This window comes from Bradyrhizobium sp. B117, assembly GCF_038969555.1.
In the GTDB taxonomy this organism is placed as follows: domain Bacteria; phylum Pseudomonadota; class Alphaproteobacteria; order Rhizobiales; family Xanthobacteraceae; genus Bradyrhizobium.
Genome location: NZ_CP152414.1, coordinates 8949439 through 8963393 on the forward strand (window position 1 = coordinate 8949439; position 13955 = coordinate 8963393).

Below are 13955 nucleotides of genomic sequence, written 5' to 3' on the forward strand. Positions count from 1 at the left end.
CGCCGTGAATTCACGGCGGCATGGTGGCTACTTCTTGAGGTCGCCAAAGCCGGCGGCGGCCGCCTGCACGTCAGGCGGAAAGTCGCTCATCTCCTGCACCTGCCGGATCTCAATGACCTCGTTGGCCGAGGCCGGGCACTTCTTGGCCCAGGCGATCGCCTCGGCGCGCGAGGCAACCTCGATCATCCAGTAGCCGCCCAGGACTTCCTTGGCCTCTGCGAACGGGCCGTCGGTCACGACGGGCTCGCCGGTCGCAAACGAGACGCGCGCACCCATCGACGGCGGGTGCAGGCCGTCGAGCGTGATCAGCACGCCGGCATCCTTCAGCGCCTCGTTGTAGCGCATCATCGCGGCGACGCGTTCGGGATCGAGTTGCACGTCCGGCGGCGCGGTCTCGTAGCCGAGCGGGATCATCAGCATCATGAATCGCATGAGGGTTCCTTGCTTTCGCTGTCGGAGAGAGGGGCGCTGAGCCGCCCGGCCTCACCTCCAAGACGAGCGGGATCCTACGGAACCGACAAGGCGGCGAAAATTATTCGGCAGGTTATTACGCGGCCCTGAAGCGCGGTGAGATCAGGATGAATCGTCATCGCGCGTTAGCTTGTTGTTTGCGCATGATCTTTTCGGAAAACCGCTATGCACTTTTCCGGATCATGCTTTAACGCGGCTGCGGAAGGAAACGGCCGTCCTGCCGGGCAGCGCCGAAATAGACGTCAATCCGGCGGACCTTGCCTCCGGCCAAGGTGAAGAACTCGGTGTTGCGAAAGCTCCTGCCATCTCTGGCCAGGCAGTGATAGGTGACGAAGGCCTCGTCGCCGCGGACGAAGATGCGCTCGATCTCATGGCGCGCGATCCAGCCGGTATCCTTCCAGCAGCGTTCGAAATAGGACGCCTTGTCGAGATCGTCGTCGAACGGGCTGGTGAAACGGAAATCGTCGGCGAGCGCATCGCTGACCCGTTGCCGGTCGTTGGCGAGATAGGCGTCAAACAGGTTCCGAATCACGCGTTCATTGTCATCGGGCATCGATCGTCTCCGCGGTGGATGTCTCTGCTGATGGAAGACGATTCACCCCCGCTCACACCGACATCGCCCATCGCTGTCGCAAGAAATGATGCGTATGCGCGCCCGTAGGATGACGGCCCGACCTATGGACTTCGCCGTGCATATGAATCCGGAAGACATGGTCTTTCTCCTCCAGACCAAAGCGCAGTAAAAGGAGCCCGCACTCACGCGCGTTCCCTTTGTACACAGGACAGATCCCCCCATGCCCCCTGCCCCGCAAAAAGTCGCCCTCGTCACTGGAGCCGCGCGCGGCATCGGGCTTGCGACGGCGAAGAAGTTCCTGGCCGAGGGCTGGCGCGTGGCGCTGCTCGACATCGAGGGCGAGTTGCAGGCGCGCGCGGCCGCGGCGCTGGAAAAGCCCGATGACACGCTGGCGATCAGCTGCGACGTGTCCGACGGGTCGGCCGTCGGAGCTGCAATGGCCGCAATCATGAGCCGGTTCGGCCGGCTCGATGCGCTCGTCAACAATGCCGGCCTCGCCGTGTTCGCGCCGGTACTGGAGACCAGCGACGCGGACTGGACCAGGATCATGGCGGTCAACCTCACCGGCCCGTTCCTGTGCACCAAGGCGGCGGTGCCCTTGATGCGCGAGCTGGGCGGCGGCGCCATCGTCAACATCACCTCGATCTCGGCGGTGCGCGCCTCGACGCTGCGCTCGGCCTACGGCACCAGCAAGGCCGGCCTTGCGCACCTGACAAAGCAGCTCGCGGTCGAGCTCGCCTCGCTCAACATTCGCGTCAATGCGGTGGCGCCGGGGCCGGTCGACACCGCGATGGCGAAGCAGGTGCACACCAGGGAAATCCGCGCCGACTATCACGACGCCATTCCGCTCAACCGCTACGGCCTGGAAGAGGAACTCGCGGAGGCGATCTACTTCTTCTGCTCGGAACGATCGAGCTACATCACCGGCCAAATTTTGGCCGTTGATGGCGGCTTCGATGCTGCCGGCATCGGCCTGCCGACGCTGCGCGGGCAGCGGCAGAACGGGTAGGCACGGGATTAGTAGGGTGGGCAAAGGCGCAACGCGCCGTGCCCACCAATTCTCCCAATTTGCGGCGCGATTGGTGGGCACGCTAAGCCCGTCATCGGGCGCGCATCCGCGCGACCCGGTGGCTTTGCCCACCCTACGAAAACCGAGTTGGTGGAGAGTTCATGCAACGCATCACCTTCCTCAATGCCTTGATGCTCGCATCTGCGCTGCTCGCCGCCGCGCCCGCCGCGGCCGAAATCCGCATCATCCAGTCGCAGGGCGGGCAGGTCGGGCCGTTCCTCGATCTGTTCGAGCAGGTGCGTGAGAGCGGCGAGCGCGTGGTGATCGATGGTCCGTGCCTGTCAGCCTGCACGCTGGTGCTGAGCATCGTGCCGGGCGAGCGCATCTGTGTAACAAAGCGGGCGGTGCTCGGCTTCCATGCCGCGCGGTCGGTTGATCGGCGCGGGCGCTTCTATGCCGAGCCGGAAGCATCCGAGGCGGTGCTCGCCGCCTATCCCGGCCCGGTGCGCGACTGGATCAGCCGCCGCGGCGGCCTCACCTCGCGGCTGCTCTTGCTCAAAGGGCGCGATCTCGCCGCGATCTATCCGCGCTGCCGATGAGGTGTGTTCGCGGCCGGCTGCCCCTGCCCGCACAGAGCGCGGCGGGCACCGGCGGTTCCTCTAAAGCGCGATGAGATCAGGATGAATCGTCACCGCGCTTTAGGTTATTGTTTGAGCATGATCTTTTCGGAAAAGCGCTGCGCACTTTTCCGGATCATGCTCTAAAAGAGAGTCTGGATCAACGGCGCCAGCTTCAAGCTTGCGCAGATGAGCATCCCCCAAAGGGCAAAATTAATCTGTAGCGCCGCTGCCATCGGTCGCTCCCCCTTCCAAGTCCGTTCATCCCGGTTTGTCGGTCTTGTGAACCAGAATTAACGATTTTGTCACGGAGATGACAGCTCAATCTTGCGCCAATTGTTGTGCGCTGCGGTCCGCGCCATATGACGCGAACCGCAGTTTTCGTTGACTGCATCAAGCGGCCGAGCGGGCCTACATGCCTTCGGCGGGACAGTTCACCATCCAGGGAATGCCGAACTTGTCGACGCACATGCCAAAACCCTTGGCCCAGAAGGTCTTGCTGAAGGGCATGGTGACGGTGCCACCATCGGCAAGGGCTTTGAACTTGCGCTCGCCCTCCGCGGGATCCATCACCGTGAGCGAGATCGAAAAGCCCTGCGGCTTGTGAAAATGCTCGGGCGGCGTGTCGGAGCCCATCAGCACGGCGCCGCCAGGTAGCGTCATCCGCGCGTGCATGATCGTCTTCTCGCGGCCGGGCGGGCCGGGAGGCATATCCGACGGCGGCGCTTCCGAGAGGCGCATCATGGCGTCGATGTTGCCGCCGAGAATCTTGGCGTAATAGTTGAACGCCGCTTCGCAGGTGTCCTGGTAGAACAGATAGGCGCTGAGCATCGTTTCTCTCCTCTTCTTCGCTTGCTTGAGGGCGTTACTTCTCGGTGAGCTTCTTCAGGCTGGCGAGACCGGCCTCGAAGTCCTTGCCGATCATGTTGTCCATGTTGATGAAGACCTGCATGAGCTTCGACATGAAGGGGGCCGGACCGTACATCGCCCATGTGACCAGTGTGGCATCGCCTTGCGGCACAAAGGTGAACTCGGCGGTGTTATGACCTTCGAACGGGCGCTCGAAATCGAGCTTGATACGGAGCTTTGACGGCGTATTCGCCTCGAGGATCTCCATGTGGCCGGCGCCGACATTGTTGTTGCCGTCCCAGGCATAGGTCGCACCCTTTCCTGCCGCGGTTCCGCCGTAGGTGCGCTTCATGGCGGGATCGCGGTTCTCGTAAGGTGACCAGCCGGTCCAGAAGCGGAAATCGGAAACCAGCGGATAGACCGCAGCGGCCGGCGCTTTCACGGCGATCGAGCGCTCGACACGGAACGTGTCGGGTTTTGTCAGGGCGAAGACGAGGACGGCCGCAATTCCGACGGCGACCACGACGGCGACAATGGCAACAGCTTTCAGCATGAATGGCTCCCTTGATATGGGATTAAGACGAAGGGGAACGGCGGGGGCCGACAATTCGGAAATGGATTTTTGGGGCGCAGTCCCCACCCCACGTCATGGCCGGGCATAGCCGTCCGAAGGACGGCGTTGCTTCCGCTCGCCTACGTCCCGGCCATCCACGTTCTTGGCTCGGACGGAAAGAACGTGGATGCCCGGGACGAGCCCGGGCATGACGATGAGGAAGCAGACGAGCCTATTTCGCCTTCGCGCTTTGCCTGGCGCCGCCATTGCCGCCCTTCGGCTGGCTGTCGCGGATCAGGCGGTCGAGATGCATGCGGATGTGGGCGGCTTCCGCGGAGGTGTTGGCGAGCGCGATGGCGCGGTCGAAGGCGATGCGGGCTTCGTCGTTGCGGCCGAGCTGCATCAGGAAGGCACCGCGCACACCATAGAAATGGAAGTAGTTGGCGAGCTTCGGCGCCAGCGGCTCGATCAGATCGAGCGCGGCTTGCGGCCCGCGCACCTTGGACACCGCGACCGCGCGGTTGAGCGTCACCACGGGCGAGGGCTGCACTACCTCCAGCGCGCCATAGAGCAGGTCGATCTGGGTCCAGTCGGTTTCCTCCGGCGTTGCCGCGCGCGCATGCAGCGCGGCGATCGCGGCCTGGATCTGATAGGGCCCGGTGCGGCGATGGCGCATCGCCTTGTCGATCAGCGCGAGGCCCTCCGCGATCATGCTGCCATTCCACAGCGAGCGGTCCTGGTCGTCGAGCAAGATCAGCGAACCATCGGCGGCAAAACGCGCGGCGCTGCGGGCATGCTGCAACAGGATCAGCGACGTCAGGCCCATGATCTCCGGCTCGCTTTGGAACAGCCGCAGCAGCAGCCGCGCCAGCCGGATCGCCTCCTCGCAGAGCGGCTTCCTGATCTCGGCGGTATCGCCGCTCGCCGAATAGCCCTCGTTGAAGATCAGATAGATCATCGCGGCGACGCCAGCGAGCCGCTCCGAGCGCTCGACCGCGCCGGGCGCCTCGAACGGCGTCCCCGCCTCGGCGACCTTGGCCTTGGCGCGGGTGATGCGCTGCTCCATCGCCGCTTCCGACACCAGGAAGGCACGCGCGATCTGCTTCACCGTGAGGCCGGAGACGATGCGCAAGGCGAGCGCGATCTGCTGCGTCGCCGGCAGTTGCGGATGGCAGCAGATGAACATGAGCCGCAAGATGTCGTCGCGATAATGCGAGCCGTCGAGCCGCTCGGCGAGCGCGCCTTCGGCGTCGTCGAGATCGGAGATGGCCTGGTCGTCCTCCGGCAGCGGCTGCTGCTTGCGGGCGCGGCGCACCTCGTCGATCGCGACGTTGCGGCCGACCATGATCAGCCAGGCCGCGGGATCGCGCGGCGGCCCGTTCTGCGGCCAGGTCTTCAACGCGCGCAGACAGGCGTTCTGAAAAGCCTCCTCGGCCGTGTCGAGATCGCGGAAATAGCGAAGCAGCGCGCCCACCGCCTGGGGTCGCGCCGAGGTCAGCGCAGTCTCGATCCAGGCGGTGTCGGTATCGCTCACGCCGAAATTCCTCCGGGCCGGAACACGCCGACGGGACGCACCTCATAGGCGCCGCCGGGATTGGCAGCGCCAAGATCGCGCGCAACGTCGAGCGCGTCGTCGAGATTCTTGCAGTCGACGATGTAGAAGCCGAGCAGCTGCTCCTTGGTCTCGGCATAGGGACCGTCGAGCACCAGCGGCGGGTCCTCCTTGCGCAAGGTCGCCGCCGCCGTGGTCGGCAGCAGCCGCGCCACCGGGCCGAGCCGGCCCTGCTTCGAAAGGCCCTCCTGCACCACGGCGAGCTTCTTCATCACGGCCTCGTCCTGCTCCCTGCTCCAGGAGCCGACGAAGTCCTCGTCGTGATAGCAAAGGATCGCATAAAGCATGGGCAGCACTTTCCCTGAACGCTTGTTTTGAAGACGATCCACTATGCCCCGCCCCGACAGTGCTGCGGAAAAAATTTGCGAGAAAAATCCGGCAGATCGTGCCAAGGAGGGTTTTTGAACGCGGAACCGACGAGGCACTTCGAAATGAGCATGGGCACACTGGCCGTCCTGATCAACAGCACGCAGCAGAACTGGCTGCCGGAGCGCTGGAAGGCCCGGTTCGATGCGGTCTGCGGCGGCCGCCGCGTGGTGCTGCTGCCGGATGCGTCCCTCGATCCGGCCGAGGTGCACTATGCCGCGGTGTGGAAGCCGGTGCCGGGCGACCTCGGCTCCTTCCCCAATCTGCGGGCGATCTTCAATCTCGGCGCCGGCGTCGACGCGCTGATGGCGGACAAGAGCCTGCCAAACGTGCCGCTGGTCCGCGTCGCGGTGCCTGATCTCACCAACCGCATGACCGAATATGTCGTGCTGCACGTGCTGATGCACCACCGCCAGGAGCTTTATTTGCGCGAGTCGCAACGCGCGAAGCGCTGGGAGCCGCAATATCAATGGCCGGCGAGCGCGGTGACGGTCGGCGTCATGGGATTGGGCACGCTCGGCGCTGACGCGGCCGACGTGCTGCGCCGGCTCGGCTTCCGCGTCGCCGGCTGGAGCCGCAGCCCGCGCACGATCGCGGGCGTCGAGTGCTTCCATGGCACGGCCGGCATGGACGCGTTCCTACGCAAGACCGACATCCTGGTGTCACTGCTGCCGCTGACGCCTGACACAAACGGCATCCTCAACCGCGATGTGTTCGCCAAGCTCAACCGCAAGAGCCCGCTCGGCGCGCCCGTGCTGATCAATGCCGGCCGCGGCGGCCTGCAGAACGAAGCCGACATCCTGGCCTGCCTCGACGACGGCACGCTCGGCGCCGCCTCGCTCGACGTGTTCGTGCAGGAGCCGCAACCGAAAGACAGCCGGTTCTGGACCCACCCGAAGGTGGTGCTGACGCCGCACAACGCGGCCGACACGGATGCGGATGCGATCTCGGCCTATGTCGCCGAGCAGATCGCGCGGTTCGAGGCGGGCGGGGTGCTGGAGAACGTGGTGGATCGGGCGCGGGGGTATTAGGCCCTCGGGATTTCGCGAACGCTGGCGCCTCATATTCAGTGTCGTCCCCCATTCGCGGGACGACACCGTTGGTTAGGCCGGTAGCCCCGCGCATAATTGCTGCCACCGCGCCCCACAACCACCCCGCGCCCCCGTCCCGTTCACCCTCTCTTAGCGAGAAGTTGATAGGCGTTGTTAACCAACGCTCAAACAACGAGTCGGACATGCGGGCGAGCCTCGGCCTCAGGATGCGGATCACGGTTGCGCTGGCGGTGACGGCGGCGGCGACCGCGCTGTTTGCCGTGCTGGGCGCGATGTGGATCATCTCGGGGATCATCGACCGCGCCGACCAGCGCGAGCTGCGCAGCCATTATGATGCGCTGCTGTCACGCATCGCCGAGGAATCCCGCCGCGCTGCCGCCATGAGCACGGTGGTGGCCGCGATGCCGGCGACGCAGGATGCGATGGCGAAGCAGGACCGCAACGCCCTCGTCGGCCTGTTCGGGCCGGTGTTTGCCGCGACCAAATCGGACTACGGCGTCGAGCAGTTCCAGTTCCATGTGGCACCAGCCACATCGTTCCTGCGCGTGCATCAGCCGGCCAAATTCGGTGACGACCTCTCCGGCTTCCGCAAGACGGTTCTGATTGCCAACCAGGAGCGCAAGGTCGTGGTCGGCCTCGAGGGCGGTGTCGCCGGCCTCGGCATCCGCGGCGTGGTGCCGATCGCGCAAGGGACCAATCATCTCGGCTCGGTGGAGTTCGGCCTGACCTTCGGTCAGTCCTTCCTCGACGACTTCAAGACCAACCGCCATGTCGACGTCGCCTTCCATCTCGCCGACGGTGCCGGCTTCAAGCTGTTCGGCGGCACGCTGAACGGCAAGAGCTTCTTCGATGCGGCGGATTACGCCCGCGCTGCCGGCGGCGATTTTACGGTGCGGCAAGGGAAACTGGACACGACGCCAGTCGCCGCGCTGCTCGGACCGATCAAGGACTTTTCCGGCAAGCCGCTCGGCGCGGTCGAGCTGGTGATGGACAATGCCGATTATGTCGCGTCCGCCGATCGCGCCTGGTGGCTGTCGCTCGGTATCGCCACGCTCGGGCTGGCGCTGGCTGCGATCGTCGGCTACCTCATCGCCCGCAGCATCTCGCGCCCCATCCTCTCGATCACGAGCGTGATGCGCGAACTCGCGGACGGACGGCTCGATGTCGAAGTTCCCGTCAACAAGGCGAACGACGAGGTCGGCGCCATGGTGAAGGCGGTCGCGGTGTTCCGCGACAATGCCGTCAGCTTCAACAAGCTCCAGGCCGATCAGCTCGAGGCCAAGGCGCAGTCGGAAGCGGAGAAGCGGCGCGCCTTCGCCGCGCTCGCCGACAATTTCGAGGCATCGATCCGCGACGTCGTCACCACCGTGTCTTCGGCCGCAGTCGAGATGGAGCACACCGCGCGCTCGATGTCAGCCATCGTCGAGCAGTCGCGGCAGCAGACCCGCAACGTGTCGTCAGCCTCGGCGCTGGCCTCGGAGAACGTGCAGACGGTGGCTGCCGCCGCGGAAGAGCTGTCCTCGTCGATGACCGAGATCAGCCGCCGCCTTGCGCACGCGACCGAGGTGGTGGGTAAGGCCGCCAGCGACGGACGGGCGTCGAATGCGCGGGTGCAGAGCCTTGCCGATGCCGCGCAAAAGATCGGCGACGTCGTTTCCTTCATCAACGGCATCGCGGGCCAGACCAATCTGCTGGCGCTGAACGCGACGATCGAGGCAGCGCGCGCCGGCGAAGCCGGCCGCGGCTTTGCCGTGGTCGCTTCCGAAGTGAAGGCACTGGCAACCCAGACCGCGAAGGCGACGGAAGAGATCGGCGCGCAGGTCACGGCCGTGCAGGGTGAGACATCAGGCGCGGTGGACGGCATCCAGTCGATCTGCGCAACGATCCAGCAGGTTGATGAGATCTCGGCGGCGATTGCCGCCGCCGTCGGCCAGCAGGGCACGGCGACGCAGGAGATCGCGCAGAACGTCCAGCAGGCCGCCGCCCGCACCGGCGAGGTCTCGCAGAACATCGCAGGCGTCACGGACGGCATCGCGGCGACCGGCACCGCCGCTGAGGAAGTGCTGGGCTCGGCCATCGAGCTGTCGAAGCAGTCGCAGCGGCTGCGGGACGAGGTGGATCGGTTCCTAGCGCAGATTCGGGCGGCGTAGTAGCCACGATCTGTCCCCAGTACAGGTGTCGTCCCCGCGAAGGCGGGGACCCATAATCACAGGGAGAAGTTGTTAGGCGAGCCGGTAACTCCGAGTCTTCGTCAAACTCCTCCCTGTGGTTACCGCGACGCGCGCAAGCGCTCGCGCTGGGGTCCCGGGCTCGCGCTACGCGCGCCCCGGGACGACAGCTTACGGCTTGGCTCCCACCATCACGTCGATCGCGCCCTTCACGATCGCCTCGAGCTCCTTGCGCGAGACGCGGGCGCGCGAGCGGATGGCGATGGTGTGGACAGTGGCGGAGGCGATCTGCGCCAGCGCGACCGGATCGGCGCTCTCCGGCAACTCGCCCTTCTCCCTGGCGCGGCGGAAGCAACTCGCAAAAGCCTTGTCGAGCCCTGTAAGACCGTCGAGCACCATGGCGCGAATCTCGGGATCGCTCACGGCCTCGGACGCCGCGGTCACCACCGTGAAGCAGCCGCGCGGGCCGGTGTCGCCGGACAGATAGATGTCCAGCGCTGAAGCGTAGATGCGCTCCAGCCGCTGGCGCAGCGGCATCTCCTGGCGGAATATCTCGACCATCGCCGCGCCCGCTTCGTCGCGATAGCGCTGGTAGCTCTTGATGTAGAGCTCGCGCTTGTCGCCGAAGGCGCCATAGAGGCTCGGCCGGTTCATGCCTGTGGCTTCGCTGAGATCATCGAGCGAGGTCGCGGCAAATCCCTGCTTGCGGAACAGGTCGAGCGCCTTGCCGAGCGCGACATCGGGCTCGTAGGTGCGGGGCCGTCCCCGGCGCTTAGGTTCGCCGCGGCGCTCGGGTTCACTGGCAGCAGCTGGCGGCTTCGATTTTTGTACCATTTCGCAAAATAATCCTTGACCGTCGATATATTATGCAAGATGGTACAAAAATCAATCTGGCCAGGTTGAGCGACACCCAAGAGGAATTGCCCAAGGAGGCCCAAGATGGATCTTTATTTCTCGCCACTCGCCTGCTCCATGGCGACCCGCGTCGCGCTCTATGAAGCGGGTGCGGACGCGAACTATCTCGAAGTCGATCCGCCGACCAAGAAAGTGCTGAACGACGGCACCGACTTCCGCACCGTGAACCCGATCGGCCTCGTGCCGACCCTGCGCACCGACGAAGGCGTGGTGCTGACCGAGAACGCCGCGATCCTGCAATATGTCGCGGACCGTTTTCCGCAGTCCGGCCTCGGCGCTTCACAGGGAATCGAGCGCACGCGGCTGCATCAATGGCTGTGCTTCATCGGCACCGAGCTGCACAAGGGCCTGTTCATCCCCGTGCTCGACCGCAAGGCGCCGCAGGAAGCGAAAGCCTATGTGCTGGAGAAGAACCTGTCGCGGCTCGACTATCTCGACAAGTATCTGGAGGGACGCGAGTTCCTGCTCGACCATTTCAGCGTGGCGGACGCGTACCTCGTCACGGTCATCAACTGGACCATGGCGACGCCGCCGATCGAGCTCGCCAAATGGCCGAACGTGAAGGCCTATTACGAGCGCCTGCGCCAGCGGCCGTCGGTGGCCAAAGCGATCGCGGAGGAGTTCGAGCTGTACAAGGCTGAGCAGGCGCGGAAGAAGGCGGCGGCTTGAGGCCAAAGCGATATCTACGCGTAGCGACGTCGTCCCGGCCAAACCGTGACGGCGTCGTTCTTTCAGCGATTCAGCTATCTCGGCGCCTGCAGCGCGATCCCGTAGCGAGCGTAGATCCGATCGATCGTGCCATCGTTGCGCAGCCGATCCAGCGCTCCGTCGATCGACTCGCGTAACGCATCATCCGGGCGAACCATGCCGACGGCGACATTCCAGTTGAGGTCGGCCACGCCCTCGTCGCGATCCAGGATCCGGAGTGCCTTGTCCGGATGGGTCAGATTGAAATAGCTGGCCGCAGTGGGCGTCACCGCAGCCGCATCGATCTCATGATTTGATACGGCGTCGAGGCTGTCGGTCTCGAAGCCGAAGGTCGACGTCGGCACGCGCCGTTGACCGATGATCATGGCGGCGACAGAGCCGACCTGCACCCCCACCTTGGTATGCCCGCCGAGGCTCTTGAACGATGTCAGCGCGCTGGATGACGGCACCGCGAGCGCGACACCCGTGCGATAGTACGGTTTCGAGATTCTCAAGCGGGTTTCGCCCTGGGCTTCGCGGTCGGCGATGACATCCAGCAGAATGTCACAGCCGGCGCTGCGCATCTGATACTGCGTGATGATCCAGTCGAGCCGCAGCGAGACACCGAGTTCGCGCGCCAGCGCCCGTCCCAGCTCGACCTGGAAGCCGGGCGGATCACCGGCCTTGCTCGCGAAGGGAAGCGAGTTGGGATGCGCGCATAGTCCGAGCGCGCCACTCGCGCGGATCGCGTCCAGGGTTCGCGCCTGCGTCGGCTCCGACAGAACGATGGCGGCAGCGACGATAGCCAGGACAATTGCCTTCATTCCGCGTCCTCATCTGCAGGGATCAGGTCTCGGCGGGTCAACCCGCGCGCGGCTTCAAGGCGCGGATGTATTTGATGATCTGGTCGATCTGCGCGTCATTGAAGCTCTCGCCGAATGCCGGCATCGCACCTTGCTTGCCGGTCTTGATGCGGTTGTGCAGAAACTCGTCGTCGCGTGGCGAATTCATCAGTTGCGGTCCCCTGCCGGCAGCCCGGCCGCCGTCGGAGTGGCAAAAGCCGCAGGTCCCCGCGAACAACTGCTCGACATCCAGCGACCCGTTGTCCGGCGCAGGCGCAGCAGCTTGTGCTTGAGCCAGCACGACGCACAGCAACGAAACACCCAGCGCCGCCGGATACGACTTCAAATGCAGTTTCAACACGTCCGCTCCATTCCCAGGTCACGCGCGGCCGCTGCAATCGACCGAGGAGCGGGTTCGCACCCGCTCCTCGGCAGATCGTTCAAGGCGGCCTATTTCAGGCTGAAGACGATGAGCGCGCCGTCGTCACGCGGCATGCTCTTGTAGACGCCACCGAAGTTCGGCGCATATTCGTCTGCCAGCATACCGCCGAAGCCTGCGGCCACGGCGATATATTGCTTGCCGCCCACGGAGTAGCTGACGATGCCGCCCTGGTGGCCGGTACCGTTGTTGTGCTTCCACAGCTCGGCCCCGGTTTCGGCATCATAGGCGTGAAGGACACCGCGGGAATCAGGCACGAACACGAGATTGCCGGCGGTCGACAGCACGCTCCCGAGCGGCGGCTCGGGGTAGCGAACCTCCCATTTCTTTGCTCCCGTTATGGGGTCACGCGCGTCCAGATGTCCGTAGATCTCGCCGTTCGGAGGCGGCGCCATCTTGAAGTCGGCCCCGATGTTGAGCTGGACCTGCGGCGCGGTGACCGGCGTCGTCTTCTGAATATCCAGCGTCATGCACCATTCCTGGCCGAGCTTGTAGTAGAGACCGGTCTTCGGGCTGTACGACCCGGCATTCCAGCTGATGCCGCCGCCGATGAACGGACAGAGCGGCACTTCAGTGACTTTCCCGACGGGGAAATCGCGACGGCCGATCAGCGCGCCTGTCTTGGGATCGATATCCTTGACGAAGTTGATGTTCTCAACCAGACGCCAGACGTTCTTCACGCCGAGATTACGGTCGTAGACGAACACGAATCCGCCCTTGTTCGGATGGACCACGTATTTTTGGCCGTCGCGCTCGAGCATCACGAACTCGCCGACGGCGCTGTCGAAGTCCCAGGCGTCGTGCGGCAGTTCCTGATGGTAGGATTTCAGCTTTCCGGTATCGATATCGAGAGCGATAACCGAACTCGTATAGAGATTGTCGCCGGGCCGCGCACCTTGCGTCTTGTAGTCGGCGCCCGACCAGTCGTAGAGCGGCGCCGGGTTCGCCGTGCCCCACAGGATGGTGTTGGTCTCGGAGTCGTAGGTGCCCGGCATCCAGCCGCCGCCACCGCCAGTGCGCCAGGAGTCGTTACCCCAGGTCTTCATGGCTTCGTCGGTGCCCGCGACCGTCAGGAACTCCCACTTCTTCTTGCCGGTGGTGGCATCGACGGCGAAGATCGGGCCGCGACCCGGCCATTCGCCGCCTTGCGAGCCGATGATCACGCTGCCCTTCGCGTAAAGCGGTGCGCCGGTGAAGCCGACCGTGAGCTTCTGCGAGTCGATCAGCCTGGTTTCCCAGAGAACCTTTCCCGACTTCGCATCGAGGCCGAAGAGACGACCATCCATCGTACCGACGAAGACTTTGCCTTCACCAAGAGCCACGCCGCGGTTGTAGGGCGAGTGAGTCTGTCGGCTGATGAGCGCTTCATCGAGTTCCGGAAAGAACGACCAGATGACCTCGCCCGTCGCGCCGTTCAGCGCAAAGACCCGGCTGTAAGAACCCGAATAGTAGAGTACGCCATCGGCTACGAGCGGCATTGACTGCAGGCCGCGCGTCGATCGCCCGGGAATGTGCATCCAGGCGACGCCCAGATTGCCGATGTTGTTCGCATTGATCTGCGCGAGTGGGCTGTAGTGATGGGACTTGTAAGAACCGTGATAGGTGAGCCAGTCGTTCTGGCCGGCGGCCTCGATACGGGCCGTATCCACAGATTGGGCCAACGCCGCCGATGCCGCAAATGCCGCAACGGCGAGAACAGGTAGGCCCGAGTTGAGCCACTGCTTCCTCATATGCACTTCCTCCCGCTTGTGTTTATTGATTGAGTCTCGTGAACGCCGCTGCGAGGAATGTTTGCAGTTCA

General features: G+C 64.5%; 15 protein-coding genes. 5 read left to right on the forward strand and 10 right to left on the reverse strand.

Annotated elements, in window-relative coordinates:
* Nucleotides 1–27: 27 nt before the first annotated feature.
* Together AAFG16_RS42565 and AAFG16_RS42570 are read right to left on the reverse strand one after the other, a co-directional pair.
* Nucleotides 28–432 carry a YciI family protein gene (locus AAFG16_RS42565; RefSeq protein WP_283082153.1) on the reverse strand — a complete coding sequence of 135 codons (405 nt, stop codon included), beginning with the start codon at nucleotides 430–432 and terminating at the stop codon, nucleotides 28–30.
* 226 nt (nucleotides 433–658) lie between these two features.
* Nucleotides 659–1024, reverse strand: coding sequence for a nuclear transport factor 2 family protein (locus AAFG16_RS42570; RefSeq protein WP_342734920.1), 366 nt, complete (start codon nucleotides 1022–1024; stop codon nucleotides 659–661).
* Nucleotides 1025–1265: 241 nt separating this feature from the next.
* On the opposite strand from AAFG16_RS42570, the gene AAFG16_RS42575 reads away from it, so the two are divergent.
* Nucleotides 1266–2054 (forward strand): SDR family oxidoreductase, encoded by a 789-nt coding sequence (locus tag AAFG16_RS42575; RefSeq protein ID WP_342734922.1) that lies wholly within the window; start codon nucleotides 1266–1268, stop codon nucleotides 2052–2054.
* 161 nt (nucleotides 2055–2215) lie between these two features.
* Entirely contained in the window at nucleotides 2216–2653 is a 438-nt protein-coding gene (locus AAFG16_RS42580; protein ID WP_342734924.1) for a hypothetical protein, read from the forward strand.
* 429 nt (nucleotides 2654–3082) lie between these two features.
* Here AAFG16_RS42580 and AAFG16_RS42585 read toward each other — a convergent pair whose 3' ends face one another.
* The 4 genes from AAFG16_RS42585 to AAFG16_RS42600 all read right to left on the reverse strand — a co-directional run bounded on the left by AAFG16_RS42585 (nucleotide 3083) and on the right by AAFG16_RS42600 (nucleotide 5972).
* A complete protein-coding gene (locus AAFG16_RS42585) occupies nucleotides 3083–3502 on the reverse strand; it encodes a VOC family protein (RefSeq protein ID WP_342734926.1) in 420 nt (139 codons plus the stop codon).
* 34 nt (nucleotides 3503–3536) lie between these two features.
* Nucleotides 3537–4073, reverse strand: coding sequence for an SRPBCC family protein (locus tag AAFG16_RS42590; protein WP_342734928.1), 537 nt, complete (start codon nucleotides 4071–4073; stop codon nucleotides 3537–3539).
* Between the two features lie 232 nt (nucleotides 4074–4305).
* Nucleotides 4306–5607 carry an RNA polymerase sigma factor gene (locus AAFG16_RS42595; RefSeq protein WP_342734930.1) on the reverse strand — a complete coding sequence of 434 codons (1302 nt, stop codon included), beginning with the start codon at nucleotides 5605–5607 and terminating at the stop codon, nucleotides 4306–4308.
* Nucleotides 5604–5972, reverse strand: coding sequence for a YciI family protein (locus AAFG16_RS42600; protein WP_342734932.1), 369 nt, complete (start codon nucleotides 5970–5972; stop codon nucleotides 5604–5606). The genes AAFG16_RS42595 and AAFG16_RS42600 overlap by 4 nt, the downstream gene beginning before the upstream one ends.
* Nucleotides 5973–6116: 144 nt before the next feature.
* On the opposite strand from AAFG16_RS42600, the gene AAFG16_RS42605 reads away from it, so the two are divergent.
* Nucleotides 6117–7082, forward strand: a complete 966-nt coding sequence (locus tag AAFG16_RS42605) for a glyoxylate/hydroxypyruvate reductase A (protein WP_342734934.1) — start codon at nucleotides 6117–6119, stop codon at nucleotides 7080–7082.
* Between the two features lie 203 nt (nucleotides 7083–7285).
* The gene (locus AAFG16_RS42610) at nucleotides 7286–9253 is read left to right on the forward strand and encodes a methyl-accepting chemotaxis protein (RefSeq protein ID WP_342734936.1); all 1968 of its coding nucleotides are present in this window, start codon (nucleotides 7286–7288) and stop codon (nucleotides 9251–9253) included.
* 189 nt (nucleotides 9254–9442) lie between these two features.
* Here AAFG16_RS42610 and AAFG16_RS42615 read toward each other — a convergent pair whose 3' ends face one another.
* Complete coding sequence (locus AAFG16_RS42615; RefSeq protein ID WP_342734938.1) at nucleotides 9443–10105, reverse strand: TetR/AcrR family transcriptional regulator; 663 nt, start codon at nucleotides 10103–10105, stop codon at nucleotides 9443–9445.
* 105 nt (nucleotides 10106–10210) lie between these two features.
* On the opposite strand from AAFG16_RS42615, the gene AAFG16_RS42620 reads away from it, so the two are divergent.
* Complete coding sequence (locus AAFG16_RS42620; protein ID WP_283082164.1) at nucleotides 10211–10855, forward strand: glutathione binding-like protein; 645 nt, start codon at nucleotides 10211–10213, stop codon at nucleotides 10853–10855.
* A 74-nt stretch (nucleotides 10856–10929) separates the two neighbouring features.
* On the opposite strand, the gene AAFG16_RS42625 is transcribed toward AAFG16_RS42620, so the two are convergent.
* The 3 genes from AAFG16_RS42625 to AAFG16_RS42635 all read right to left on the reverse strand — a co-directional run bounded on the left by AAFG16_RS42625 (nucleotide 10930) and on the right by AAFG16_RS42635 (nucleotide 13884).
* Nucleotides 10930–11697 (reverse strand): transporter substrate-binding domain-containing protein, encoded by a 768-nt coding sequence (locus AAFG16_RS42625; protein ID WP_283082165.1) that lies wholly within the window; start codon nucleotides 11695–11697, stop codon nucleotides 10930–10932.
* Between the two features lie 37 nt (nucleotides 11698–11734).
* The gene (locus tag AAFG16_RS42630; RefSeq protein WP_342734940.1) at nucleotides 11735–12076 is read right to left on the reverse strand and encodes a cytochrome c; all 342 of its coding nucleotides are present in this window, start codon (nucleotides 12074–12076) and stop codon (nucleotides 11735–11737) included.
* A gap of 89 nt (nucleotides 12077–12165) precedes the next feature.
* Nucleotides 12166–13884, reverse strand: coding sequence for a PQQ-binding-like beta-propeller repeat protein (locus AAFG16_RS42635; RefSeq protein ID WP_342741069.1), 1719 nt, complete (start codon nucleotides 13882–13884; stop codon nucleotides 12166–12168).
* Between the last annotated feature and the right edge of the window lie 71 nt (nucleotides 13885–13955).

Excerpts from the sequence above, each read along its gene's own strand:
- AAFG16_RS42570 (WP_342734920.1), bottom strand. The coding sequence starts at position 1,024 with ATGCCCGATGACAATGAACGCGTGATTCGGAACCTGTTTGACGCCTAT.
- AAFG16_RS42585 (WP_342734926.1), bottom strand. The coding sequence starts at position 3,502 with ATGCTCAGCGCCTATCTGTTCTACCAGGACACCTGCGAAGCGGCGTTC.
- AAFG16_RS42615 (WP_342734938.1), bottom strand. The coding sequence starts at position 10,105 with ATGGTACAAAAATCGAAGCCGCCAGCTGCTGCCAGTGAACCCGAGCGC.
- AAFG16_RS42620 (WP_283082164.1), top strand. The coding sequence starts at position 10,211 with ATGGATCTTTATTTCTCGCCACTCGCCTGCTCCATGGCGACCCGCGTC.
- AAFG16_RS42600 (WP_342734932.1), bottom strand. The coding sequence starts at position 5,972 with ATGCTTTATGCGATCCTTTGCTATCACGACGAGGACTTCGTCGGCTCC.
- AAFG16_RS42590 (WP_342734928.1), bottom strand. The coding sequence starts at position 4,073 with ATGCTGAAAGCTGTTGCCATTGTCGCCGTCGTGGTCGCCGTCGGAATT.
- AAFG16_RS42580 (WP_342734924.1), top strand. The coding sequence starts at position 2,216 with ATGCAACGCATCACCTTCCTCAATGCCTTGATGCTCGCATCTGCGCTG.
- AAFG16_RS42565 (WP_283082153.1), bottom strand. The coding sequence starts at position 432 with ATGCGATTCATGATGCTGATGATCCCGCTCGGCTACGAGACCGCGCCG.
- AAFG16_RS42625 (WP_283082165.1), bottom strand. The coding sequence starts at position 11,697 with ATGAAGGCAATTGTCCTGGCTATCGTCGCTGCCGCCATCGTTCTGTCG.
- AAFG16_RS42610 (WP_342734936.1), top strand. The coding sequence starts at position 7,286 with ATGCGGGCGAGCCTCGGCCTCAGGATGCGGATCACGGTTGCGCTGGCG.
- AAFG16_RS42635 (WP_342741069.1), bottom strand. The coding sequence starts at position 13,884 with ATGAGGAAGCAGTGGCTCAACTCGGGCCTACCTGTTCTCGCCGTTGCG.
- AAFG16_RS42575 (WP_342734922.1), top strand. The coding sequence starts at position 1,266 with ATGCCCCCTGCCCCGCAAAAAGTCGCCCTCGTCACTGGAGCCGCGCGC.
- AAFG16_RS42605 (WP_342734934.1), top strand. The coding sequence starts at position 6,117 with ATGAGCATGGGCACACTGGCCGTCCTGATCAACAGCACGCAGCAGAAC.